This window comes from Fibrobacter sp. UBA4309 (assembly GCF_002395745.1).
Taxonomy (GTDB): Bacteria; Fibrobacterota; Fibrobacteria; order Fibrobacterales; family Fibrobacteraceae; genus Fibrobacter.
Genome location: NZ_DGUN01000038.1, coordinates 1 through 20,018, shown reverse-complemented (window position 1 = coordinate 20,018; position 20,018 = coordinate 1). Strand labels below are relative to the sequence as shown.

19 protein-coding genes and 1 pseudogene are annotated in these 20,018 nt (G+C 54.8%); 12 read left to right on the top strand and 8 right to left on the bottom strand.

The genetic code is table 11. The features are described from left to right. Positions 1–23: 23 nt before the first annotated feature. The 4 genes from pheT to B3M32_RS04285 form a co-directional block, all read right to left on the bottom strand. On the bottom strand, positions 24–2,459 hold the full coding sequence (pheT, locus tag B3M32_RS04300; RefSeq protein WP_290743806.1) for a phenylalanine--tRNA ligase subunit beta: 2,436 nt from the start codon (positions 2,457–2,459) through the stop codon (positions 24–26). A gap of 121 nt (positions 2,460–2,580) precedes the next feature. Then, positions 2,581–3,345: a DUF975 family protein gene (locus B3M32_RS04295; RefSeq protein WP_290743805.1), complete on the bottom strand. Its 765-nt coding sequence runs from the start codon at positions 3,343–3,345 to the stop codon at positions 2,581–2,583. 12 nt (positions 3,346–3,357) lie between these two features. Continuing rightward, positions 3,358–3,837, bottom strand: coding sequence for a hypothetical protein (locus tag B3M32_RS04290; RefSeq protein WP_290743804.1), 480 nt, complete (start codon positions 3,835–3,837; stop codon positions 3,358–3,360). A gap of 16 nt (positions 3,838–3,853) precedes the next feature. Next, positions 3,854–4,876 (bottom strand): RluA family pseudouridine synthase, encoded by a 1,023-nt coding sequence (locus tag B3M32_RS04285; protein ID WP_290743803.1) that lies wholly within the window; start codon positions 4,874–4,876, stop codon positions 3,854–3,856. Between the two features lie 108 nt (positions 4,877–4,984). Here B3M32_RS04285 and B3M32_RS04280 point away from each other — a divergent pair, with 108 nt between their 5' ends. From B3M32_RS04280 to hisB, 8 genes are all read left to right on the top strand, one after another. After that, the gene (locus B3M32_RS04280) at positions 4,985–6,292 is read left to right on the top strand and encodes a deoxyguanosinetriphosphate triphosphohydrolase (RefSeq protein WP_290743802.1); all 1,308 of its coding nucleotides are present in this window, start codon (positions 4,985–4,987) and stop codon (positions 6,290–6,292) included. Continuing rightward, positions 6,292–6,960 (top strand): pyrimidine 5'-nucleotidase, encoded by a 669-nt coding sequence (locus B3M32_RS04275; protein ID WP_290743801.1) that lies wholly within the window; start codon positions 6,292–6,294, stop codon positions 6,958–6,960. The genes B3M32_RS04280 and B3M32_RS04275 overlap by 1 nt, the downstream gene beginning before the upstream one ends. Positions 6,961–7,056: 96 nt before the next feature. Further along, complete coding sequence (locus tag B3M32_RS04270; RefSeq protein ID WP_290743800.1) at positions 7,057–8,169, top strand: hypothetical protein; 1,113 nt, start codon at positions 7,057–7,059, stop codon at positions 8,167–8,169. Positions 8,170–8,258: 89 nt separating this feature from the next. Further along, positions 8,259–9,071, top strand: a complete 813-nt coding sequence (locus tag B3M32_RS04265) for a S41 family peptidase (protein ID WP_290743799.1) — start codon at positions 8,259–8,261, stop codon at positions 9,069–9,071. A gap of 75 nt (positions 9,072–9,146) precedes the next feature. Next, positions 9,147–11,612 carry a putative LPS assembly protein LptD gene (locus B3M32_RS04260; RefSeq protein ID WP_290743798.1) on the top strand — a complete coding sequence of 822 codons (2,466 nt, stop codon included), beginning with the start codon at positions 9,147–9,149 and terminating at the stop codon, positions 11,610–11,612. Between the two features lie 15 nt (positions 11,613–11,627). Then, on the top strand, positions 11,628–12,194 hold the full coding sequence (locus tag B3M32_RS04255; RefSeq protein WP_290743796.1) for a Maf family protein: 567 nt from the start codon (positions 11,628–11,630) through the stop codon (positions 12,192–12,194). Continuing rightward, positions 12,191–13,195 carry a helix-turn-helix domain-containing protein gene (locus B3M32_RS04250; RefSeq protein ID WP_290743795.1) on the top strand — a complete coding sequence of 335 codons (1,005 nt, stop codon included), beginning with the start codon at positions 12,191–12,193 and terminating at the stop codon, positions 13,193–13,195. Before B3M32_RS04255 ends, B3M32_RS04250 begins: the two co-directional genes overlap by 4 nt. Then, positions 13,195–13,779, top strand: coding sequence for an imidazoleglycerol-phosphate dehydratase HisB (gene hisB, locus B3M32_RS04245; RefSeq protein WP_290743794.1), 585 nt, complete (start codon positions 13,195–13,197; stop codon positions 13,777–13,779). Before B3M32_RS04250 ends, hisB begins: the two co-directional genes overlap by 1 nt. On the opposite strand, the gene B3M32_RS04240 is transcribed toward hisB, so the two are convergent. Further along, a complete protein-coding gene (locus B3M32_RS04240; RefSeq protein ID WP_290743793.1) occupies positions 13,780–14,388 on the bottom strand; it encodes a hypothetical protein in 609 nt (202 codons plus the stop codon). A 100-nt stretch (positions 14,389–14,488) separates the two neighbouring features. Between B3M32_RS04240 and B3M32_RS04235 the strand changes: the two genes are divergently transcribed. The 3 genes from B3M32_RS04235 to B3M32_RS04225 all read left to right on the top strand — a co-directional run bounded on the left by B3M32_RS04235 (position 14,489) and on the right by B3M32_RS04225 (position 16,082). After that, positions 14,489–14,788 carry a type B 50S ribosomal protein L31 gene (locus B3M32_RS04235; protein WP_290743792.1) on the top strand — a complete coding sequence of 100 codons (300 nt, stop codon included), beginning with the start codon at positions 14,489–14,491 and terminating at the stop codon, positions 14,786–14,788. Between the two features lie 73 nt (positions 14,789–14,861). Next, a complete protein-coding gene (locus B3M32_RS04230; RefSeq protein ID WP_290743791.1) occupies positions 14,862–15,743 on the top strand; it encodes a hypothetical protein in 882 nt (293 codons plus the stop codon). A gap of 216 nt (positions 15,744–15,959) precedes the next feature. Beyond that, a complete protein-coding gene (locus B3M32_RS04225; protein WP_290743789.1) occupies positions 15,960–16,082 on the top strand; it encodes a hypothetical protein in 123 nt (40 codons plus the stop codon). Between the two features lie 83 nt (positions 16,083–16,165). On the opposite strand, the gene B3M32_RS04220 is transcribed toward B3M32_RS04225, so the two are convergent. The 3 genes from B3M32_RS04220 to B3M32_RS04210 are packed head-to-tail and all read right to left on the bottom strand — an operon-like array spanning position 16,166 to position 19,136. Beyond that, entirely contained in the window at positions 16,166–17,362 is a 1,197-nt protein-coding gene (locus B3M32_RS04220) for a hypothetical protein (protein ID WP_290743787.1), read from the bottom strand. Between the two features lie 18 nt (positions 17,363–17,380). Then, entirely contained in the window at positions 17,381–18,313 is a 933-nt protein-coding gene (locus tag B3M32_RS04215) for a hypothetical protein (protein WP_290743785.1), read from the bottom strand. Next, positions 18,300–19,136, bottom strand: coding sequence for a TIGR02147 family protein (locus B3M32_RS04210; RefSeq protein ID WP_290743783.1), 837 nt, complete (start codon positions 19,134–19,136; stop codon positions 18,300–18,302). The genes B3M32_RS04215 and B3M32_RS04210 overlap by 14 nt, the downstream gene beginning before the upstream one ends. A gap of 262 nt (positions 19,137–19,398) precedes the next feature. On the opposite strand from B3M32_RS04210, the pseudogene B3M32_RS04205 reads away from it, so the two are divergent. After that, positions 19,399–20,018: pseudogene (locus tag B3M32_RS04205) on the top strand (amidophosphoribosyltransferase); the annotation flags it as partial.

Below are 20,018 nucleotides of genomic sequence, written 5' to 3'. Positions count from 1 at the left end.
AAATTTTTGATAGAGAATGCGACTTAGCGCAGCGCGATGTCGCCGTTTGCGACGAGCTTGTCACGCAGCTTATTGTGGGCCTTGTTGACTTCGTCGTCGGTGAGCGTGCGGTCCATGGCCTGGTAGGTGAGGCTGTAGACCATGTTCTTCTTGCCGGCTTCGATCTTGTCACCTTCGTAGATGCTCTTGAGGGTAATCTTCGCGAGGTTTTTGGGGTTGAGCCCCTTGATGCGGGCGACAATGTCTTCGTGGGTCATGGACTTCGCCACTTCCAGCGAGATGTCGCGGCTAGACGGCACCTGGCGGCTGAAGGCTTCGAACACGATCTTCTTGTGGGTGGCGTGTTCCATCTTGTCCATGTCGAGTTCCATCACGTAGGTGGTGTAGCTGATGTCGTTCGCGGCCATCACGGAGGGGTGGAGTTCGCCCATGGTGCCGAGCACCACGCCGTCGGCGAGGATTTCGGTCTGCTTGCCCGGGTGCAGGAAGATTTCAGGCTTGGCGGGCACGCGGAATTCCACGACGAGGCCGACGCGCTTGAGGAAACTCTGCACGAATCCCTTGAACGCGGCAAAGTCAATTTGGGCGGGCTTGTCGTTGAGCGGGTTCACGTCGAAGTTCCCTGCAATCGTGAGGGCGACGAGGTTCGATTCGTCGAAGCCCGGGTCGCGCACGTCCTTGCGGTCGCGCTTGAACTGGCCCTTGGCCACTTCGAACAGGCGCACGGAACCCGGACGGTTCTTCTCGTTCTCGGCAACGCTCTTGAGGAGGTTGGGGAGGAGGCTCGTGGGCACGGCGCCCAGCTCTTCGGAAAGCGGGTTCAGGAGCAGTGCGGGCTTGGAGCGGCGGTCGTCGCTTTCGGGGCCAAAGAGGGCCTCGGTGCGGGCCTTGCTCGTGAAGCGCAGGCTCAGGCATTCATGCAGACCCATGGCAGAAAGCGTCTTGCGAATCTTGCGGTTCAGAACTTCAATCGGCGGGAGCTCGTTCGGCTGCATCTTGAAGGAGGGCAGCGTGTACGGGATGTTGTCGAACCCGACGAGGCGGGCGACTTCTTCGATGAGGTCCACTTCGCGTTCGAGGTCGGGGCGGAAGCTCGGAATCTTGAACGTGATGGAATCTGCCGTCTTGGAGACGACTTCGAGGGCGATGCCCGTGAGGAACTTTTCCACCTGGGCCATTTCAAGCTTCATGCCGATAACGCGTTCGGCCTGTGCGATGCGGAGCGTGACCACGTTGTTTTCTTTCTTGTGGTCGTCGCCGGTGTATTCGACAGTGCCCTTGAGGATGCGGCCACCCGCGACTTCCTGGATGAGGGCGCAGGCGTACTTGCTGTATTCGTCCTGGGTCGCGAAGTCGATTTCGCGTTCAAAGCGGTAGCTGGAGTCCGTGGAAATGCAGAGGCGCTTCGCCTGCTTGCGGACCACCGTCGGGTTGAACCAGGCGCTCTCGAGGAACACGTTCTTGGTGGCATCGACGATTTCGGACTCGACGCCGCCCATCACGCCGGCAACGCAGGCCGGACGGTCGCCGTCGCAAATCACGAGGTCGTTTTCGACGAGTTCGTGAGCGGTGTGGTCAATCGTTTCGATCTTTTCGCCCTTCACTGCGCGGCGCACCTTGATCTTGTTGCCGTGGAGCTGGTCCATGTCGAAGCTGTGGAGCGGCTGGCCCACGTCCATCAAGATGAAGTTCGTGATGTCGACGACGTTGTTGATGCTGTTCATGCCTACGGCGTGGAGGAGCTTCGCGAGCCAGGCGGGGGACTTTTCGACCTTCACGTCCTTGATGACGCGGCCCACGTAGCGGGAGCAACCGCAGCCGGGAACCACTTCGAGGCTGATGGCGGAACTTGCCGGTTCGGCGTCCTCGTTCAAGGTGTAGGCGAGCGGCTTGAGCGGGCGGTTGAACTTTGCGGCGAGTTCGCGGGCGACACCGCGGTGGCTGAGGGCATCCGGGCGGTTCGGGGTCACGTTCAGTTCATAGCACACGTCGTACATGCCGAGGCTCACGAACGGAGTGCCGGCCGGAATGCTGTCGTCCAGGACCATGATGCCCGCGTGGTCGTCGCTGAGGCCGATTTCGTCTTCGGCGCAAATCATGCCGAAACTTTCCACACCGCGGATCTTGGACTTCTTCATCTTGAGCGTGCCGCCGTCGGGGAGCGGGAGTTCCGCGCCAATCGGGGCGAGAACCACGGTCTGGCCCGCGGCTACGTTCGGGGCGCCGCACACGACCTGGAGCGTTTCCTTGCCATCGTTCACGGTGGTGATGTGCAGGTGGTCGCTGTCCGGGTGGGCTTCGCAGGTGAGCACCTTCGCCACCACGAGTTTTTCGTAGACCTTGCCCGGTTCTTCCATGCCTTCGACTTCGAGGCCGATGGAGGTGAGCGCCTTTGCAACTTCTTCCGCAGATTCCGGAAGATCAACGTGACGTCTGAGCCAATTCAAAGAAACTTTCATCTTTCAATCCTTTGAGGCATGGAGCTTGCGGCGGGCCATTGGAAATGTTCCTTGCGGTGGCGCAAATTTCGTGCCTGCTTAAATTTTCGGCGGAAAATATAGAAAAAACGGGGCCCGTCTGCTATGTGGCGGGGTCTTCCGGTACCGCATAATCTTCGGGATAGAAGATTATGTCGAAGAAAATGACTGTCGCCATGGTGAGATAGGGGAGAATCCAGAGGAAACCGATTCCGAACGTAAGGCATCCGACGATGCTCCAGCCCAGGAAACGGAAATAGAGACCGACGAATTTGTTGTTGTACGCCGAAACCTGGCTGTAGGTCTCCCTGATCAAGCTGATTGCCTCGGTAGAATTGTCCATCGACATCTTGAGCATCAGGCCGAGCCAGGTGGGGTACAGCTTATAGGCGACAAGGCATAGAAAGGAAATATAGACTATTGCAAGAAAGATGTAAAAAACGATGTTTTCTAGAATGGGATAGTGGTCCAGGCAATATTGCAGTGTTGCTTCCGCAATTGTCGATAGAAATCCCATTACCAGGGCCCCGATAATCAGGACTACGGCATTCCGGGAAAAATTCTTGAATCCGATGAAAAGCTTTTTGAAGGAGGCGACTTTCTGCTTGTAGATGCCGTAGAAATAGGCGTAAAAGCCGATGATGAACATGTGCACGGCAATCGACTGGACCATTTCGGCGGTGAAGCTGACCAGGTAGTTTCTGGAAGAGTTCTCGTTACTGTCCATGAAAAGGATGCTCGCGAGGTTGATCGAAAAGGCTGACACCGCGATAAGGATTCCCCAAAAGACAGAAGTTCCCGCCGCATTGAGCCGGAATCCCTTGAGGGCGTGGCTGGCCATGCCCATGATCTTGCTGTTCTCTATCATTGAAAAACCTTCTTAGTATGTTTCGCAGTAAGGTATATCATTGAACGGAATGGCGACATTTTCTTTTGAGAATATTGCCTGCAACAGGGAATCGTTCTGTGAAAACTGTTCGTCGCCTTTCAAGAATGATATCGCGATTTTGCAGAATCCTTTTTCGGGGACGACAAGACCATGGCTTTCCTTGGCGGTCAATGTCGTTGACGTGTATCCGCAGGCGTAGTGGTAAGACGTGAAATCCGCTTTTCCCGGATTGACATAGGCGGAGAAAAGGTTGTCTTGGGCGGAAGTCCATGTCGGTTTTACTATGATCTTTTCACCACCGAGAACCATTTGCTGCTGGTATCCTCCGCTGCAAAATCCGACAGGTTGACGGAATACCCCGATGACCCCTGTCTTAGGCGCGTCGAAAGTTTCCTTGTTCGCGACAGAAAGAGACTGGGCGCATGCGGCTAGTAATGCACACGAAGAAATAAAGAGAATTACCTTGAACATGTTGTTCTCCTGATTGTTACTTGTATCCTTGTCTGATCGGTTTCAGTTGCTTGATGACGGCCTGCAGTTCCTTGGGAAGCGGGCAGTCGAGAACCTTGCGGTCGCCGTTCCATACGAATTCCAGGCGGCAGCTGTGCAAAAAGAGCCTGTTCAGGCCGAATTCCTTCTTGGCTTCGCGGTTGAGCGCGAAGTCCCCGTAGCGGGTGTCGCCCAGCAGCGGATGCCCGATGCTGGCGAAGTGGGCGCGAATCTGGTGCATGCGGCCCGTCTCGAGTTTGATTTTTACGAGGTCGTAGCCTTCGTAGTGCTGCTTGACGCGGTAGTGGGTGATGGCCGTCTGGGCATCCTTGCCGGTTTCGCCGACCTTCATCTTGCTTCCCTTGGCGCTGTCCGTTCGCGTGAGCGATTCGTTGATGGTGCCTCGGTCCTGCTTGAGGTTGCCCTTGACGAGCGCGAAATAGAACTTGTCGACCTTGTGTTCGCGGATCATGCGCGTGAAGTCGCGGAGCGTATCGCCATGGAGGGCGGCGATGATCATGCCGGAAGTATCCTGGTCGAGGCGGTGGGCGATTGTGGGCTTGAAATCCAGGCCTTCGCGCTTGCCCCATTCCCAGAGGTATTCCACGAGGCTTTCGCCGGGACGCGTCCCCGAGCCGGGCTGACTCGCGAGTCCCGAAGGCTTGTTTACGACAACGTAATCTTCGGTCTGGATGACGATGTCGAGTTCCTTGGCTCCCCAGCTGGAAGTTTTTTCGGCAGAAGTGGAGGCCTTTTTCCAACCGCCTTTGAGGGTGCTGCTGAATTCAGTATTCTGTGTCGCGTTTTCCGAATTCTCTACACTCTTCAGGTTCTCGTAAATGCAGACGGTGTCGCCTTCGGCGAGCATCTGGTTCGCCTTGCCGACGACTCCGTTCACGCGTACTTTTTTCTTGCGGATGATGGCGAAGAACACCGACAAGGACTCGTCGGGAAACGCCTTGCGGAGGAACCTGTCCAGGCGCATATTGGCGAAGTTTCTGTCGATGACGCGTGTAATCATGGGGGAAAAGATAGAAATTTTTGAGTTTCGCTCCAAATTCTCTGAGGCTCGGAAATGCCAAACAAGTTTGTCGCTTCTTTCGCCTTGCAAAATTTTTATATTTACCGCATGCTCAACTGGGAAACTCTTTTGTCGGCGACGCGGTACGGCCATCCTGCCGATCGCGACCCGAACCGCTCCGATTACCATCGCGATTACGACCGCATTGTCTTTTCTACCGCTTTTCGCCGCCTGGGCCGCAAGACTCAGGTACATCCCTTCTCGGTGAACGACCATGTCCACAGCCGCCTCACGCACAGCATCGAAGTCTCGAGCGTGGGTCGAAGCCTTGCGATTACGGTTTTTCACCTCATCAAGAAATACCTCCCCAAATACATCAACGAATATCAGTTCGGTACCATCGTGCAGTCGGCGTGCCTCGCACATGACATCGGCAATCCGCCTTTTGGCCATGCGGGGGAGGCGGCCATCCGCGAGTGGTTCCGCAAGAACCGCAGTAGTGCGCCCCTTGCCGGATTGAACGACAAGGAAATGGCCGACTTCGAGAATTTTGACGGCAACGCCCAAGGGCACCGCATCTTGAGCAAGCTGGAATACCACTTCCTTGACGGCGGCATGCGCCTTACGTACGCGACCATCGGCTCGATGATGAAGTACCCGCAAATCGCCAAGTACGGCTGCCCGACGAGCCTGTTCTCGACGGAATCGGACCTCTACGGCATTACCGCGGAGACGCTAGGACTCCCGCAAATCGACAGCGGCAAGTGGGTGCGCCATCCGCTCGTGTACCTGATGGAAGCGGCCGACGATATATGCTATTCCATCCTCGATGTGGAAGATGCCATCGAACTCGGTATCCTTTCTTTTGCCGACGTGCGCGACATGTTCATCTACCTTTGCGGGCCCGAAGTGAACATCGACAAGGAATACGAGGAGAACGGACGCAACTTCCGCGACTTTCTCAGCAGCATCCGCGGCAAGGCTATCCAGAACCTGATTGACGACGTGGCGGTCGTATTCGTGAACCATTACGAAGAAATCATGGAGGGCAAGCTTTCCAAGCACCTGATAGACCTCTCCAAGTCCGACGTGATGTGGGGAATCCGCATCGCGAAGCGCCTTGGCGTGGAGCGCATCTACCCGGACCGCCGTAAGACGGAACTGGAAGTGGGTAGCTACACGACGCTTGCCACCGTGCTCGATGCGTTCATCAACGGCGTGTACGATTACCGCCTGAACGGCAAGAATTCCTACCGCGCCGACCGCATTGTGCGCCTGATTGGCCAGGCGAAAATCGGGCAGAGCGTATCTGCTGCCGAGGCCTACCACCAGGTGCTCGACTTTGTGAGCGGCATGACGGACAACTACGCGACCTATCTGGCCCGCCAGATTGGCGGCCTCGCGATGGGCGTTTGATGGTCTGGCTTTTCGACTACGACTTGACGTTGTACGGTACCGAGGAACGGTACGTTATCAACTCTCTGGACCACCGCATTTCGAAGTTCGTGCAGAAGACTGTCGGAGGCGATTTCGAATCGGCGCACAAGATTCGTACCGATTACCTGGAACGTTTCGGCACGACGCTTGCAGGCCTCATGGCGATGAACGGCACGGACCCCGACGAGTTCTTCGACTTTATCCACGAACCGGAATACCTGACCTACCCGAAAAAGGCTCCCGAGAAGCTCGCCCTGCTGAAAAGCCTGGACGGCCCGCGATTCGTTTTTACCAACGGGCGCCATGACTGGAGCGAGGCGGGCATGGCCCACATGGGAATCGAGTCTGCAATCGATGGCGTTTTTGACCTGAAGCAGCTCGACTGGGTTGGCAAGCCGCATGACAGCGCCTACGAGAAGATGGAGGCGTGGCTTCACGAAAAACTCCCGTCCATGGGTGTCGCCTATCCCGCGAATCCCCGCGAAATCGTGCTGCTGGAAGATTCGCTCCGCAATCTGGAACCCGCGCACCGGCGCGGATGGACTACCGTTTTCGTGAATCCTGCCGAGGAATCTCCCGATTGGGTGGACTTGCACATCCCGCACCTTTTAAAACTAGGACCTAATCGCTTGAAGATTGGAACCTAGACGTCATTCCGGCCTGAGCCTGCCCTGAGCGTAGTCGAAGGGAGCCGGAATCTGGCAGCAACGTTTTATCACCGTTTTTTTGTATTTTATTCCCGTATGAAGTTTTTTGTTTTTGCCCTGTTCTGCATTTCTTTTGCCGGAGTGTCCCTGGCGGCTCCCGGCGTCCCCGTTTCGGCACGCAACGGATTCAAGAACATGAACGTGACGACGGAGTATTCCGAACTTCTCAAGGAGAAGAATGCCCGCAACGATTCCCTGCTCCCGGCGCTCGACGGCGACAAGGCCTTTGCCGAGGTGTTGCGCCTGAACCCGAATTTCTGGAGCCTGGGCGGCGCGCTTGACAAGGAAGCCTCCCTCGTTACGAAACTCAACGCGAAGGTCGTCTTTATCGACGGTATCCGCGAGGAACCCTATTGCGAAATCATCAAGAATTCCGGGAATAGCGCCGGCGAATGGAACGTGCGCATTGGCGTGGACTTTGTCTCTGGTGGCTCCAATACGGTGCATATCCACGTGCAGCAGTGCTTGGACTACGTGCGCGACCAGCTTGGTTACGCGGTCAAGAAGGGTGACAAGGTGGTGTTCGTTCCGCCCAAGAAGGTGCTCGACAAGATCAAGGAAAGCGAGATTCCCGATGCCATCGACGTCGACTTGCAGCAGACCCTCCTGAAAGCCCACGAAGAGGTCGAACTTGACGGCAAGTGCCCCAAGAACATCGAGGCGTACGTCATCTTGATGAACGTCTACAACCAGGTGAAAGACCAGAAGATGGATTACGTCGTTATAAACGACCAGCTCAATAAGCAGAGGAACGGAGCCGGCCGCGTGCAGAGCTGCGCCTTTAGCCGTGAATGGAACAAGCGTTACCAGGAAAGCGCGAGCTTCGAGTGCGATATCGACCATGACCGTTGCCTGTACCGCCAGGAAAATGACGGAAATTCCGAATGGCAGATAAATTATGAACAGGACCGCTTCGAGTACATCAACAAGAAGTTCCTGTTCTTCAACAGGAACCCGAAGAGCATCCACAAGGGTGGAACCATGCTGGACTTGCGCCTGCTGCGCCTCTCGACCAAGCTGTACCTGGAAGCCTACATCAACTTGAAGGGCGAACCCGTGACGCTCGGACTCATCATCGTTCCTGGCGAAAAGACCATCGAGGATTACGACGATGGGGAAGACGCAGAAGACGGAACCCTGATGGAATAGCTTTTTTTGTGCAAAATATCGCTTTTGGCTGTTGCCGGGGCGATTTTTTATTATATATTAATGAAGTAAAGTTTTTCAAGGAGAAATTCATGAAAAGTATAGTCAAGGTTTCCCTGTTGGCGGCGATGATGGCCGCACCTCTTATGGCCGATGAAACTTTCGGCGGTGTGGGCATTACCATTTACCAGATTCGCGAAGGCGTCAAGGTGGCCGAGGTCATTCCGGGTACGCCCGCTGCCGAGACCAAGCTCCAGGCTGGCGACGTGATTACCGCTGTCGACGGCGTGAGCCTCCAGGGCCTGAACATCGAACAGTCCAAGGAAAAACTCCGTGGCCAGGTGAACAAGCCTCTCGAAATCACCTATACGAGCGAAGGCGAAACCTATACCGCGACGCTCCGCCGCGCCCAGATTACCGTGAAGGATCTGGAAGGTGCCGCCGTGAAGAACTGGTACGGCGACAAGGCCGAGCTGAATGCCCAGGAACTCGAAACTTTTGCGAGCGCTTCCCAGAACGACAAGCAGCTGGTGGCCGTGCTCAAGAACGGCAATCTCGTGAAGGCTGAAAAGAATGTCGCTTCTGCGGATTACAATGGAATTTATGTGGAAAAGGCGAACGAGTTTGCTCCGAAGCCCAAGGTCGAAAATGTTGTCCGTAACGGTGGAGCCCTGCTCCGTGGTTTTACCCGCAATGCCGTAAGCTACAGCGTCAAGACTCCGGGCAAGACGATTGTGACCATCATGAACGCCGATGGCGAACAGGTGGCTCGCCTCGTGAACGAAAGGGCTAGCGCTGGCGTCAACACTGTCTTGTGGGACGCAAGCTCCATTCCGAGCGGCCGTTACATGGTGAGCATCGACCATGAGGGCTCGGTCAGCGGCAAGTTTGCCGTGCTGAAATAATACGCAAGGAATAATCATAAAAACGTTTGAATCCTCCGGTGAAAATCGGGGGATTTTTCTATTTTAACGCGCAACGTGATTTTGTCTAGAACCCATAGGTTTCTGTGGGCCGTTTTGCTGTTTTCGCTGGCGGTCCTTGTCACTCCTGCCGCTCATGGCGAGGAGATGACCCGCTTTGAACTGGAAGAGCGGGAACAGGTGGAAGAGGACACAACAGAAGTCGACTGGATGAACGACACCACGGGAACGGATACGATCGAATACCATGCGGTCGACTTGGTGTACGATGTCGAGACCTCCACGTTCAATCTGAACAACGAAGCGCAGTTGAAATACCGCACGGCCACGCTGGATGCCGACACTATCCTGTTCGACCAGGAAAACGAAGTGCTGATGGCGAGCGGCGAGCCGGTTCTGCGAGAAACGAAGAATCCCTCGCTTTCGGGGATGCGGCTCAAGTACAACATGAAAAGCCGTGTCGGCGAAATCTATTACGCGACCACGTACCAGGACAACCAGCAGCTGAACGGCATGGAAGTCCGCCGCTTGCCGGATACGCGTCTGCAGATTGCCCGTGGCGACTTTAGTACCTGTAACGATTCGACGCACCAGCACTTCTATTTTTACGGACGACGCATGGTGGTGAAACCCAAGGAGACCATCACGGCAAGGCCGGTGGTGCTGAACATTGCCGATGTGCCTGTCGCCGTTTTGCCGTTGATCGTGGCTCCCCTGAAAAGCGGCCGCAAGTCGGGCCTCCTGACGCCTAAGTTCGGTGGCGACCAGGTGCAGGGGTACTACATCAGCAATTTGGGATTCTACTACGCTCCCAACGATTACTGGGACGCAACGGTGAAGGGCGACATTATCGAAGGCGAAGAAGCGCGTTTCGAGAGGTCGACGTTGACGGGCGAGGTGCGTTACAAGAAGCGCTACGTGCTCGACGGAAACGTGAGCTATACGAGCTACCTGAAGGAATTCGATATGGCGAACAGCGGTTATGATATTCGCTTTACGCATAACCAGAACTTGACTCCCGATGGCAAGCACACCTTGAGCGGTTCGGGCTCGTTTGTGAGCGACCGCAGTGTGCGTAAAGATAACGCGCTTGACGCGGAAACCATCCTTGACCAACAGGCTAACGCAAACCTGGCCTATTCCGGGAAGTTTGGCACGAATAAGAGTCTCACGTTGAAGGTGAGCCAGAACCACAACTTGCGGACAGATAACATGGAACGCCAGATTCCCGACTTGCAGTACAGGCAGAGCGGTCCGCTGTTTATCTTTGAATACGACGAAGATGACGTTGCCGCCGATGACGGCTCCATAGAGACTTACTTGGAAAAGTTCAACTACAATTTCAACAACAGGTTCAACTACTACACCAAGCGTGCCCCGGACACGACGCTCAACAAGGATACCACGGCCGAGTATGTCGGTTACACGGGCACGTATTCGTTGGATTACTCGGGGTCGCTCTTTAACGTGATCAACCTGACGCCGCGCGCGAACTTCACCGGATACTGGACCGGGACGGGCTGGATCAATCCGAACGATTCCGCGAAGTACCGCAAGCGCTACATGAGTCTCGACCCTGAACACGACGAGTACGGCCAGGTCGCGTACAACCACAATTACAGCATCACCGCCGATACGAAACTGTATGGCATCTGGGTTCCGGAAATCGGGCGCTTTACGGGTCTGCGCCATGTGCTGTCGCCGAGCGTGTCTTACACCTACGCTCCCGAAATCGATACCGTCAAGAAGTTCGCTCCGCATCCGTTGCTGGGACAGGCCCCGTACCAGATCGAACAGAAAACAATCGGCTTTGGCCTGAACAACGACTTCGACCTCAAGTACTTGAAGGTGGTGGGGCACAAGCCCGACACGACCAAGGGCGATACGGCCAAGGCCGTGGATGACCAGTACGGCAACCGCCGCCTGCTGACTACGCGTCACAATGTTTCGTACAACTTTGCGGCAGATTCGTTGCAGTGGTCCGACATTACGTCTAGTTTCGGTTTGCAGGTCTTGCCGGACTACCTCTTTACCGTGAATACGAGGCATAGCGTGTACCACAAGTTCACGGACGAGCCGACCAAGGCGCAGATGCCCGAACTGATCTACTACAGCTACGAATTCTCCAGGAACTTCCACTGGAGCGGTACGCTCAACGGCGGCCTGCCTTCGCAGATGGGCAAGTACGAGATGCTCAAGTGGACGTTCGGGCTGGATTACCGTTACACGTTCTCGAGTACGCGAGTGGCCAAGGACTTGTTCCAGGACAACATCAGCCATTCTACGGGAATTTCTGCCACGTTCCAGCCTACGGTGAACTGGGAAGTGAGCTACAATACCCGTTACGATTATAACGAAGGCAAGTTCGTTACGCACAATTTCACGTTCAACCGCAGGTTACATTGCTGGCAGCTCGATTTCACGTGGACTCCGACCGGACCTGCTGCGGGATGGAGCTTTGCCATCTATGTGCGTGACCTGCCCGATATCAAGTTGAACGCCGGTAGCACGGAAACGAACTAGACGAGTGAATTTACGATGACCCAGATAATACTTGCAAGCGGTTCTCCGAGAAGACGCGAAATATTGAAACAGATTGGTGTGGATTTCCGCGTGGTGGTCTCGAACGACGAGGAAAGCCCGAAAAGCGCCAATCCGCTTGATTTCCCGCGTGAAAATGCCATGGCGAAGGCTTTGGCGGTATCTGCCAAGGAGCCGGGGTCCTATGTGCTCGGATTTGACACGCTAGTCTTCCTGGACGGGGTGCCCCTGGGCAAGCCCAAGGACGAAAAAGACGCCCTGGAAATGTTAAATAAATTAAATGGAAGGACCCATTGGGTCATCACGGGGGTGGCAATCGCTAAAGATGGCCAAGTCGTTGATGCTCAACAAGAAAGAACAGAGGTGTTTTTTCGGAAGAACTCCTTACAAGAGCTCGAAAAATATGTAGATTCTAAAGACCCGATGGACAAGGCGGGGGCTTATGGCATCCAAACTCAGGGTGCAAGGCTTATAAGCCAGATTCGGGGGTGTTTTTACAATGTGGTGGGGCTCCCTGTAGCCCGTACTTTGGAGATGTTGGGGAAGTTGAAGGTAAATGTATGACGGTAGAGACTCCTATTGAAGATAAAAGGCCTGACGAACGCCTTGGTGCCTATTTGGCGCGTGCCCGCGAAGCGAATGGTATGTCCGTAGAAGATCTCGCCTCTATGACGAGGCTGACAGTAAAGAATATTACCCTTATGGAAAGTGGCGACTGGAAGGCGTTCCCGGTGGAAGCCTATCTTCGCTGCTATCTCAATTCTGTTTGCGGAAAACTTGGACTCGATACGAAGCGCGTGCTGGATTGGTATGCGGCAGAAAACGGGACCAAGTTTGCGAGCTTGCTTGCGGAAACTCCTGTGAAGCCCGCCAAGGTGAAACCTATCGGCGAAGACGAGATTAAGCCCAAGAGCAAGGCCGTTCCCATAGTGATTATCGTGCTTGGACTGGCATTCGCGGTTGGCTCCCATTTCTTGAAAGGTTTGGGCGAATCCGAAGCGGCTGCAGAAGCGACGACAACGGCCAAGACAGAAACGGCGTCGGTGACGGAACAGCCTTCTGCAGAAATGCCGGACGGTGCAGAAGCGGTTCCTGCAGATTCGCTGCAGGCCTACATTGTTTCGCTTGATTCTGCAAAGTCAGGAAATGACAGTGTCGTGACGCAAGCCCAGGTAGATGAGGCCCTGAAGAAATCTGAACTGCCCGAGTCTGCGACGATTTTCATTTCTTCGACTTCGACAAAGAAGGATACTGTTGTCAAGCCCGTCTCGAATCACGGCAAGACCAGGTTCGAACTGATCGGTTCCGGAGAAATGCGCTCGTGGGTCGGACTCAAGCACCACGAAGAAGATGGCTCGTTCCTCAAGGAAGCGAACCTTTCTACGGCGGGCGCCAAGATGGTGTACAACGCTCGTGATACTTTGTATGTAGTGATTGGTGAACCGCGTGCGGTTTCCAAGATGATTTTGAACGGAGTTGAAACACCGTTGCCCGAAATGAAGTTTGGCCGCGTTACGCGATTCTGCGTGTACGATGGCGCCGTTGTTTCTGCAGGAGCGAACTGATGCGTACATCGAAGATTTCCCGAAAGACCGGTGAAACGGATATCGAGCTTTTCTTGAACATCGACGAGGCTAGCCGTGGCAAGATCGATTCCGGAAACGCGTTCTTGGATCACATGCTGGACCTGTTCCAGGTGCATGGCGGTTTCCACCTTGACTTGAAGTGCAAGGGCGATACGGCTGTCGATATGCATCATAGCATGGAAGACATCGGCATCGTGCTAGGACAGGCCCTGGTGGAATGCCTTGGTGACAAGAAGGGAATCGAACGTTACGGTTTCTACTTTGTGCCGATGGACGAAGCCTTGAGCCGCGTGTGCATCGATTTCAGCAACCGTATCGGTTTTGTCTGGAACGTGAAACTCCCGGCTGCCATGGCTGGCGGTATCGAGGCGAGCATGTTCGAACATTTCTTCAAGAGCATTTGCGAGAACGCCCGCATGAACCTGCATGTGCAGCTTTTCTACGGCAGTGATAACCACCATTGCCTCGAAAGCATCTTCAAGGCGTTCGCCCGGGCGGTCGCCATGGCTGTCGCCCCGAGCCGTAACGTGAAGGGCGTGCCCAGCAGCAAGGGCGTTCTATAACTATATCCTAGGTACACGGACTTTATCGCCGGCGTTCAGATGTTCCAGCATCACGCCGGCGTTTACTGATTGTAGTGCCGATAGCACGTAGAAGCGGGGGAGGTTCTGTGTACCGGCACCGTAGGTCCGGCGCAATAGCTTGAACAGGTCGTCGCCCTCCTTGGCTTCTACGACTTTATAGAGTCCGGCGTTCGACGGGTCGGACTGGAGGGCGGAGAGCGCCCTGCTGAATTTGTCCATGAAGGCTTCGGCTCCGTTATCCGGGCTACCTGCGAGGGCGGATTTGCCGGCCCCCTTGCCGTCTCCAGGCTTGCGTGCCGCCTTCGGGGCTTCCTTCTTTCCTGTCACGGAACCGGGGAGGATGAACTTCGGGGCCTCGTGTGCGTTTATGGCGATGCTAGGCTTGTTGACGTCCGTTTTCTTGACGGGTTCGCTGGCCAGGATGGAGTCCAGGTTGTTCACGTAGGCACTGTCAGGCCATTCCAGCAACGGCATTTTCTTGTCGATTTCGACTATTGTCGCTTTGGGCGGTTCGCCCTTGCAGGCGGCGAGAGAGAATGCCAATGATGCGAAAATAGCGGTTTCTAGCAAGAAAAACAGGTGTTTCATGCCATCAAAAATACAAAAAAAGCGCTTTCTGCTTGCCAAAATTGGCGAAATCTGCTAAATTTGGAACTCCAATTATTCACTTCAATAGGAAGTTATCAAAATGAAAGAAGGTATCCACCCTAACTATCAACCGGTCGTGTTCGTCGATGCGAATACGGGTAAAGAATACATCACCCGCTCCACGAAGTCTTCCGCCGAAAAGAAGACTATCGATGGTGTTGAATATAGCGTGATTTCCCTGGAAATCACGGCTGATACCCATCCGTTCTGGACGGGCAAGCAGCATCGCGTGGATACGGCTGGCCGTATCGACCGCTTCAACAAGCGTTTCGCTGGCAACATCACTGGCGCCAAGCGCAAGACTCGCAAGGCTGTCCCGGCCAAGGCTGAAGAAGCTTAATTAATGCGAGAACCCTCCCCTCGAATGGGAGGGTTTTTGCCAATAACCGGATTAACACTTAATGAGGAAAACGATGAAGAAACATCTTTTTATTTTCGCTGCCGCTCTTGTCGCTTTCGCCATGACTGGCTGTGAAAAGACCGGCACCATCGAAGGCGAAGTCTGCGACGCTTTCACGGGCAAGGCCCTCGAAATGCCGACCATCTGGATCGACTCCACGATCTATTCCACACTGAAGGACAAGTACAAGTACAAGCAGGAACTCCGCAAGGGCCAGTTCAAGTTCGAGAAGGTTCCCGTCGGTACGTACAAAGTTCTCGCCGGCCGCTCCAAGTACATCAAGAGCCGCAACGTTGTCACCACGACCGAAGAAAATCCGAACGCCAAGCTGACGCTCTACATCTACAGCGACCAGGTTGATCCGGGTCTCTACATCAGCGGCGAAACCGCTCCGACGAAGATTTCGAATCAGTGGGTCATCTGGTCCGCGCAGTGCGAATCCTCCATTGCCGGTTACCGTCTCGCCTTCCCGCAGCAGGCCGGTGGTGCCAAGGTTCCGCCCAAGGCCGACAAGAAGAAGGGCAAGAAGGGCAAGAAGGGCAAGAAGGCTGCTCCGGCTGCCGATGCCTCCAAGATGACTCCGCTTCCGGATCCGCGCGTGGTTGACGGCAAGCTCGAAGTCTTCTACCGCAATGCTTCTTCCGTGACGACCCCGCTCATCGCGAAGACCTTCCCGGCTGTTGAAGGCAAGGTCGCAGACCACAAGGACTGCAAGGGCTTCGAAGGCGACGAAAAGGGCATCTTTGCCGACAAGAACAAGGGTTCCGACCTGACCGTGACCTACATCGCCGAGAACCTCTTCAAGATTACCGGCAACCTCCCGAAGGGCAAGCAGATCATCCAGTTCTCTCAGGATGGCAAGACTCTGCAGACTTACTACTTCGAAGTGAAGTAATCGGTTCCTGGCCGAAATTTGGGCTGGCACAGTGATGTGCCGGCCCTTTTTGTATTTGCTTCGCAAATTCTAAAGTCGGCGCCTCGGTCATGGGCTAGGTTGATGCCTCGGAATATGAGGAATATCACTCGTTTCCCCCTGTATACACGAAAAATGCGAAAAAAAGGACTTTGCCAGCCCATAAGGAATATATTATAGACGATGTATGGAGGTTTTGTGAAACGCCCGATTCTTCCTATCGCAGAGGCTTGCGCATCAGCCATCCACTCCCAGGGCATGGGCCGAATCTACGGTAGCTGTGAAGGCGTCAAGGACGGTGCCGAAGCTGAGGCCCGCTGAATCGAATATTGTTACGCCAAAGAGAGAGGAATCCCGGGGGCTACGGCCTCCGGGATTTTTTCCCCTCTTGAAATAGATCTCGATTAGCAGCCCGTGACTCCGGGGTCTCGGTCTCCGCTGCAACTATTGCAAGACGAAGTGTTCCCGCAGGGCAGCAGTTCGTCGGCTTCGCGAACCGGCTTGACGTTGTCCCTATCATCGTACTTGATGTACTTCACGTCGGCGAATTCCCCGCTGAGAGTGAACGTGATGACGCCCATGGACCCGCCGGTCGTCGTGCATCCCGGATACAGGATGGTGGCGACCAGGGTATCGCCCCTGAGTTCCGCGTTGAGCCCGTTGAAGGTGCAACGGTCGTCCACAAGCACGCCGTCGTCACGGAAAGTAACTGCTCCGCTGGCAGCTTCTACCTTCACGACGCCAGGAGCAACCGCCGGACCGCCGCGATGCATGGCCGAGACGTCGGTCGCCTTTTCGTTAATGTACGTGGTCGGAGGCGGCAGGTACACCCATTTGTTGTTTATGCACTGGTAAGCGCGGCCATAGAATTCCAGCAGGGTGTCCGTGTCGCAGGGCTCCAGGTCAGGCCTGCGGATTCCGTCGGGGATGCCGTCACCGTCGCAGTCGCCACCCGGAGGGCAGACATTGTTCTTTGCTTCCCAGAAGTTATCGACGCACTTGAACTGCTGTCCTGTCACGCAGTCGGTGACGACATCGCCGGTTCTCCCGACGCAGTTTCCTTCTGCGCTCATCCCGTCGAAATCGGTAATGTGTTCGCAGGTAGGCTTTATCTGCGTCCAGAGGCGATTGCTGCAGACATAGTCAGAGCCTCCCTTGCAATCAGGAACCACAGCGCCTTCTTCACTGCAATGGTTGCAGGCCACGTTCGTCACCGGGCACAGGTCGCCTTCACAAGGCGGACACATCCGATCCATATCGATGCATTTTTCGAAATTGGCCGAACTGGATTGTACCGCCGAGCTGGAGCTTGACGCAATTGTCGCCGAGGAAGTCGGTTCCTCCGCAGAAGACGATCCCGGCGCAACGGCGGACGAGGATTCCGTAGCCGATTCGGACGAAGTAGGTGCTTCGCTGCTGGTGGGGATGGCAGCTTCGCTGGATGTCGGGGTATCGTTGCCGCTGCTTGCCGGGGTGTCGACGTCCATTTCCTGGTTCACAGGGGACACGCTGGTGCTGTCGTCATCGCAGGCGGCGAGCATGAATACGGCAAGTGCCGCGGCGGCAATGCCGCAAGTCGATTTCATCACTTTCTGTTTCATGGTTTTTCTCCTTTTTCTTTAATCCCTCTTGTTTGTCCATTCTTCGCCGAGGGGAATTGTCGGACATTTGTTTGCGGGAATATCCGCATCTATCATGACATTCTTGACCTCGGGGTGAATAATTTCGCTTGTGCCGCAGTAGGTGAACAGGAACCGCACCTGGCCTTGGGACGCCTCGCATTTGCTTGACTGGATATGTATCACCGTTACGGAATCTTTTGCAACCTTGGTGAGGATGCTGCCGACAGTCGTGTCGGAGCCCCTCGCGTTCAGCATGTAGAGGTGGCATTTTTCGGCGGCAAGGCTATCGACAAATTCCGCATTCGCATACGCGGCCATTTCCGGGAACAGGTCGGGCAGGGCGAAGATGTTCTTGTTGTTGAACGGATGGACGTCATAGCCGCCGAATTCACCGGCCTGTGCCATAGGCGGATGCTGGTCCAAAGTATCGGGAGTGCTAGATTCGGGTTTAAACACGCCCGCCTCCAGCACGCCGTCGTCGAACTTGGCGCCCATGATTCCCAGCAGGCTTGCATAATACTCGAGCGTGCCGGGTTCCGCGGTGCCTTCGTGCGTGCTAGTGGGATTGCTGCTGGAAGACGGCGTTGACGAAGAGGAACTCCGTTCAGGTCTTATGCTGCTCGACGACAATTTTTCCGAACTGCTCGATTCAGGCGCGGCGCTGCTCGACTGCTGCTTTTCCGAACTGCTCGATTCAGGCGTGGCGCTGCTCGACTGCTGCTTTTCCGTACTGCTCGATTCAGGCGTGGCGCTGCTCGAGGATTCGAGTTCGCTGCTGCTTGAAGAGCTTGTCGCACTTGAACTAGATAATTCTTCGCGGGCCATTTCGTTCGTCTCTTCGGATGTACCCGTAATCTTTGTGGAATCCGAGCAGCCTGCAAAGACAAATGGCATACAGAGACATGCGATAAATAACTTAAGCCAGTTCATTGTTGCCCTCCTTGACTTTTTTCGTCAGCGGGAAGAGTTGGAGGTTCAGGCGGTAGACCTGCTCGATGCTTTTGTCTTCGGCGGCGACAGCGATAATCTTCTTGCGGCATTCGTCCAATATGTCTACGATGCGGCCGTATGATTCCTTGGAAATTCCCATCGTGACTCCGCTGAAGTTGCGTTCTTCTTTCGGGAGTTCCAGCGCCGGTGTCGCGAGCGCTGCCATTTGGCGGTGCATGCCCCGCATGGCGAGGCGTGTGGCGTCCGGCGTGCCGGTGACCGAAATTTCGGATTGGGCGAAAGTGCCGTCGGCTTCTTTTTTCAGGAGCCCGGACTTGGTCAGGAAATCGAGAGCGTCACGTACTTCCTGAGCCGATGTTTCGGTGTAGCACAACTTGGCCATTTCGCCGGGGGTGGCTCCCGGCATCAATGGCGCCAGTTCACGCACCACGGGATTGCGCCAGGAGTCGTAAAAGGCGAACAGGTCCCCCTCCAGAACGCGCACCTTGTGGACTTTGGCGACGGCTAGCATTTTCCTGTAGGCGTCCTTCTTCGCCTCGGCGGAATCTGCCTGGCCGTATCTTACCATGGCGCGGAAATATTCCATCTCGAAACCGGCAAGGCCCATGGCGGTGCCGACGCGTTCAATCCCGATTTTGCTCAGCTTGCTCTTGCCGTCACAGACCACCTTCATGTAGGAGCAAGATGAAAATCCGGATATCTTCGAGAACTCGCGCCACGAAAATGCGGAACGACGCTTACGGTCCTCGTAATAGTCGCGCATGTACTGGCGGAAGTCGGAATATTCAATGATCGGTTTCATCACTGATAAATATACCACCAATTTTCCGGCGTGTCAATCATTCTATGCAACAAAAGTTGAGTTTTTTAATTAAAATCACATATTTTTGAAAATAATTTTAGAAAAATCTTCTATATGCAACGCCAGTTGCATATAGAACGATATTTTTTTCTTCCGCGCGTCCGCAAACGTCCGTGCAGACCTTTTTTTCTCAAGAAAGACATCAAAAATTTCTATTTTTTGTGTCCAAAAATGCAGTGTCCTTTCTAGTCAAGGAGTTATTATGGGCGGCTTTTGCGGTGTCATTTCCAAAAAGGATTGCGTATGCGACCTTTTCTTCGGAACAGACTACCATTCTCATCTTGGAACCCACCGCGGCGGTATGGCTGTGCTGAAGGCTGATGGCAACTTCCATCGTTCCATTCACAACATCCAGAATACGCCCTTCCGTAGCAAGTTTGAAAACGATCTGGCCACCTTCTCCGGCAACGTGGGCATCGGCGTTATTTCCGATACCGATCCCCAGCCGCTTGTCATGAGCACGAAGCTCGGAACCTTCGCGATTGTCACCGTGGGGCTCATCGCCAATATCGAAGAACTGAAAGGAGAACTTTTTCATAACAACTGCATGCAGCTGCAGTATTCCACCACGAGCGGGATGGTCGGGCCGACCGAAGTCGTTTCCGCTCTCATCGCGACACAGGCTTCCATCGTAGACGGCCTCAAGTACGTGCACGAGAAGGTGAAGGGCAGCTGTTCTGTCTTGCTCCTGGATAGCACGGGCAGGTTCTATGCCAGCCGCGACAAGTGGGGCCGTACGCCGATTATCCTCGGCAAGAAAGAAGGCTCGATGATTGCCGTGCAAGAAAGCTGCGCACTCCCGAACCTCGGTTACGAATACGT

Coding starts and splice junctions, on each gene's coding strand:
- B3M32_RS04240 (WP_290743793.1), bottom strand. CDS start 14,388: ATGAAACACCTGTTTTTCTTGCTAGAAACCGCTATTTTCGCATCATTG.
- B3M32_RS04220 (WP_290743787.1), bottom strand. CDS start 17,362: ATGAAACAGAAAGTGATGAAATCGACTTGCGGCATTGCCGCCGCGGCA.
- B3M32_RS04275 (WP_290743801.1), top strand. CDS start 6,292: ATGGTCTGGCTTTTCGACTACGACTTGACGTTGTACGGTACCGAGGAA.
- B3M32_RS04210 (WP_290743783.1), bottom strand. CDS start 19,136: ATGAAACCGATCATTGAATATTCCGACTTCCGCCAGTACATGCGCGAC.
- hisB (WP_290743794.1), top strand. CDS start 13,195: ATGCGTACATCGAAGATTTCCCGAAAGACCGGTGAAACGGATATCGAG.
- B3M32_RS04230 (WP_290743791.1), top strand. CDS start 14,862: ATGAAGAAACATCTTTTTATTTTCGCTGCCGCTCTTGTCGCTTTCGCC.
- B3M32_RS04235 (WP_290743792.1), top strand. CDS start 14,489: ATGAAAGAAGGTATCCACCCTAACTATCAACCGGTCGTGTTCGTCGAT.
- B3M32_RS04270 (WP_290743800.1), top strand. CDS start 7,057: ATGAAGTTTTTTGTTTTTGCCCTGTTCTGCATTTCTTTTGCCGGAGTG.
- B3M32_RS04285 (WP_290743803.1), bottom strand. CDS start 4,876: ATGATTACACGCGTCATCGACAGAAACTTCGCCAATATGCGCCTGGAC.
- B3M32_RS04215 (WP_290743785.1), bottom strand. CDS start 18,313: ATGAACTGGCTTAAGTTATTTATCGCATGTCTCTGTATGCCATTTGTC.
- pheT (WP_290743806.1), bottom strand. CDS start 2,459: ATGAAAGTTTCTTTGAATTGGCTCAGACGTCACGTTGATCTTCCGGAA.
- B3M32_RS04265 (WP_290743799.1), top strand. CDS start 8,259: ATGAAAAGTATAGTCAAGGTTTCCCTGTTGGCGGCGATGATGGCCGCA.
- B3M32_RS04295 (WP_290743805.1), bottom strand. CDS start 3,345: ATGATAGAGAACAGCAAGATCATGGGCATGGCCAGCCACGCCCTCAAG.
- B3M32_RS04250 (WP_290743795.1), top strand. CDS start 12,191: ATGACGGTAGAGACTCCTATTGAAGATAAAAGGCCTGACGAACGCCTT.
- B3M32_RS04255 (WP_290743796.1), top strand. CDS start 11,628: ATGACCCAGATAATACTTGCAAGCGGTTCTCCGAGAAGACGCGAAATA.
- B3M32_RS04290 (WP_290743804.1), bottom strand. CDS start 3,837: ATGTTCAAGGTAATTCTCTTTATTTCTTCGTGTGCATTACTAGCCGCA.
- B3M32_RS04280 (WP_290743802.1), top strand. CDS start 4,985: ATGCTCAACTGGGAAACTCTTTTGTCGGCGACGCGGTACGGCCATCCT.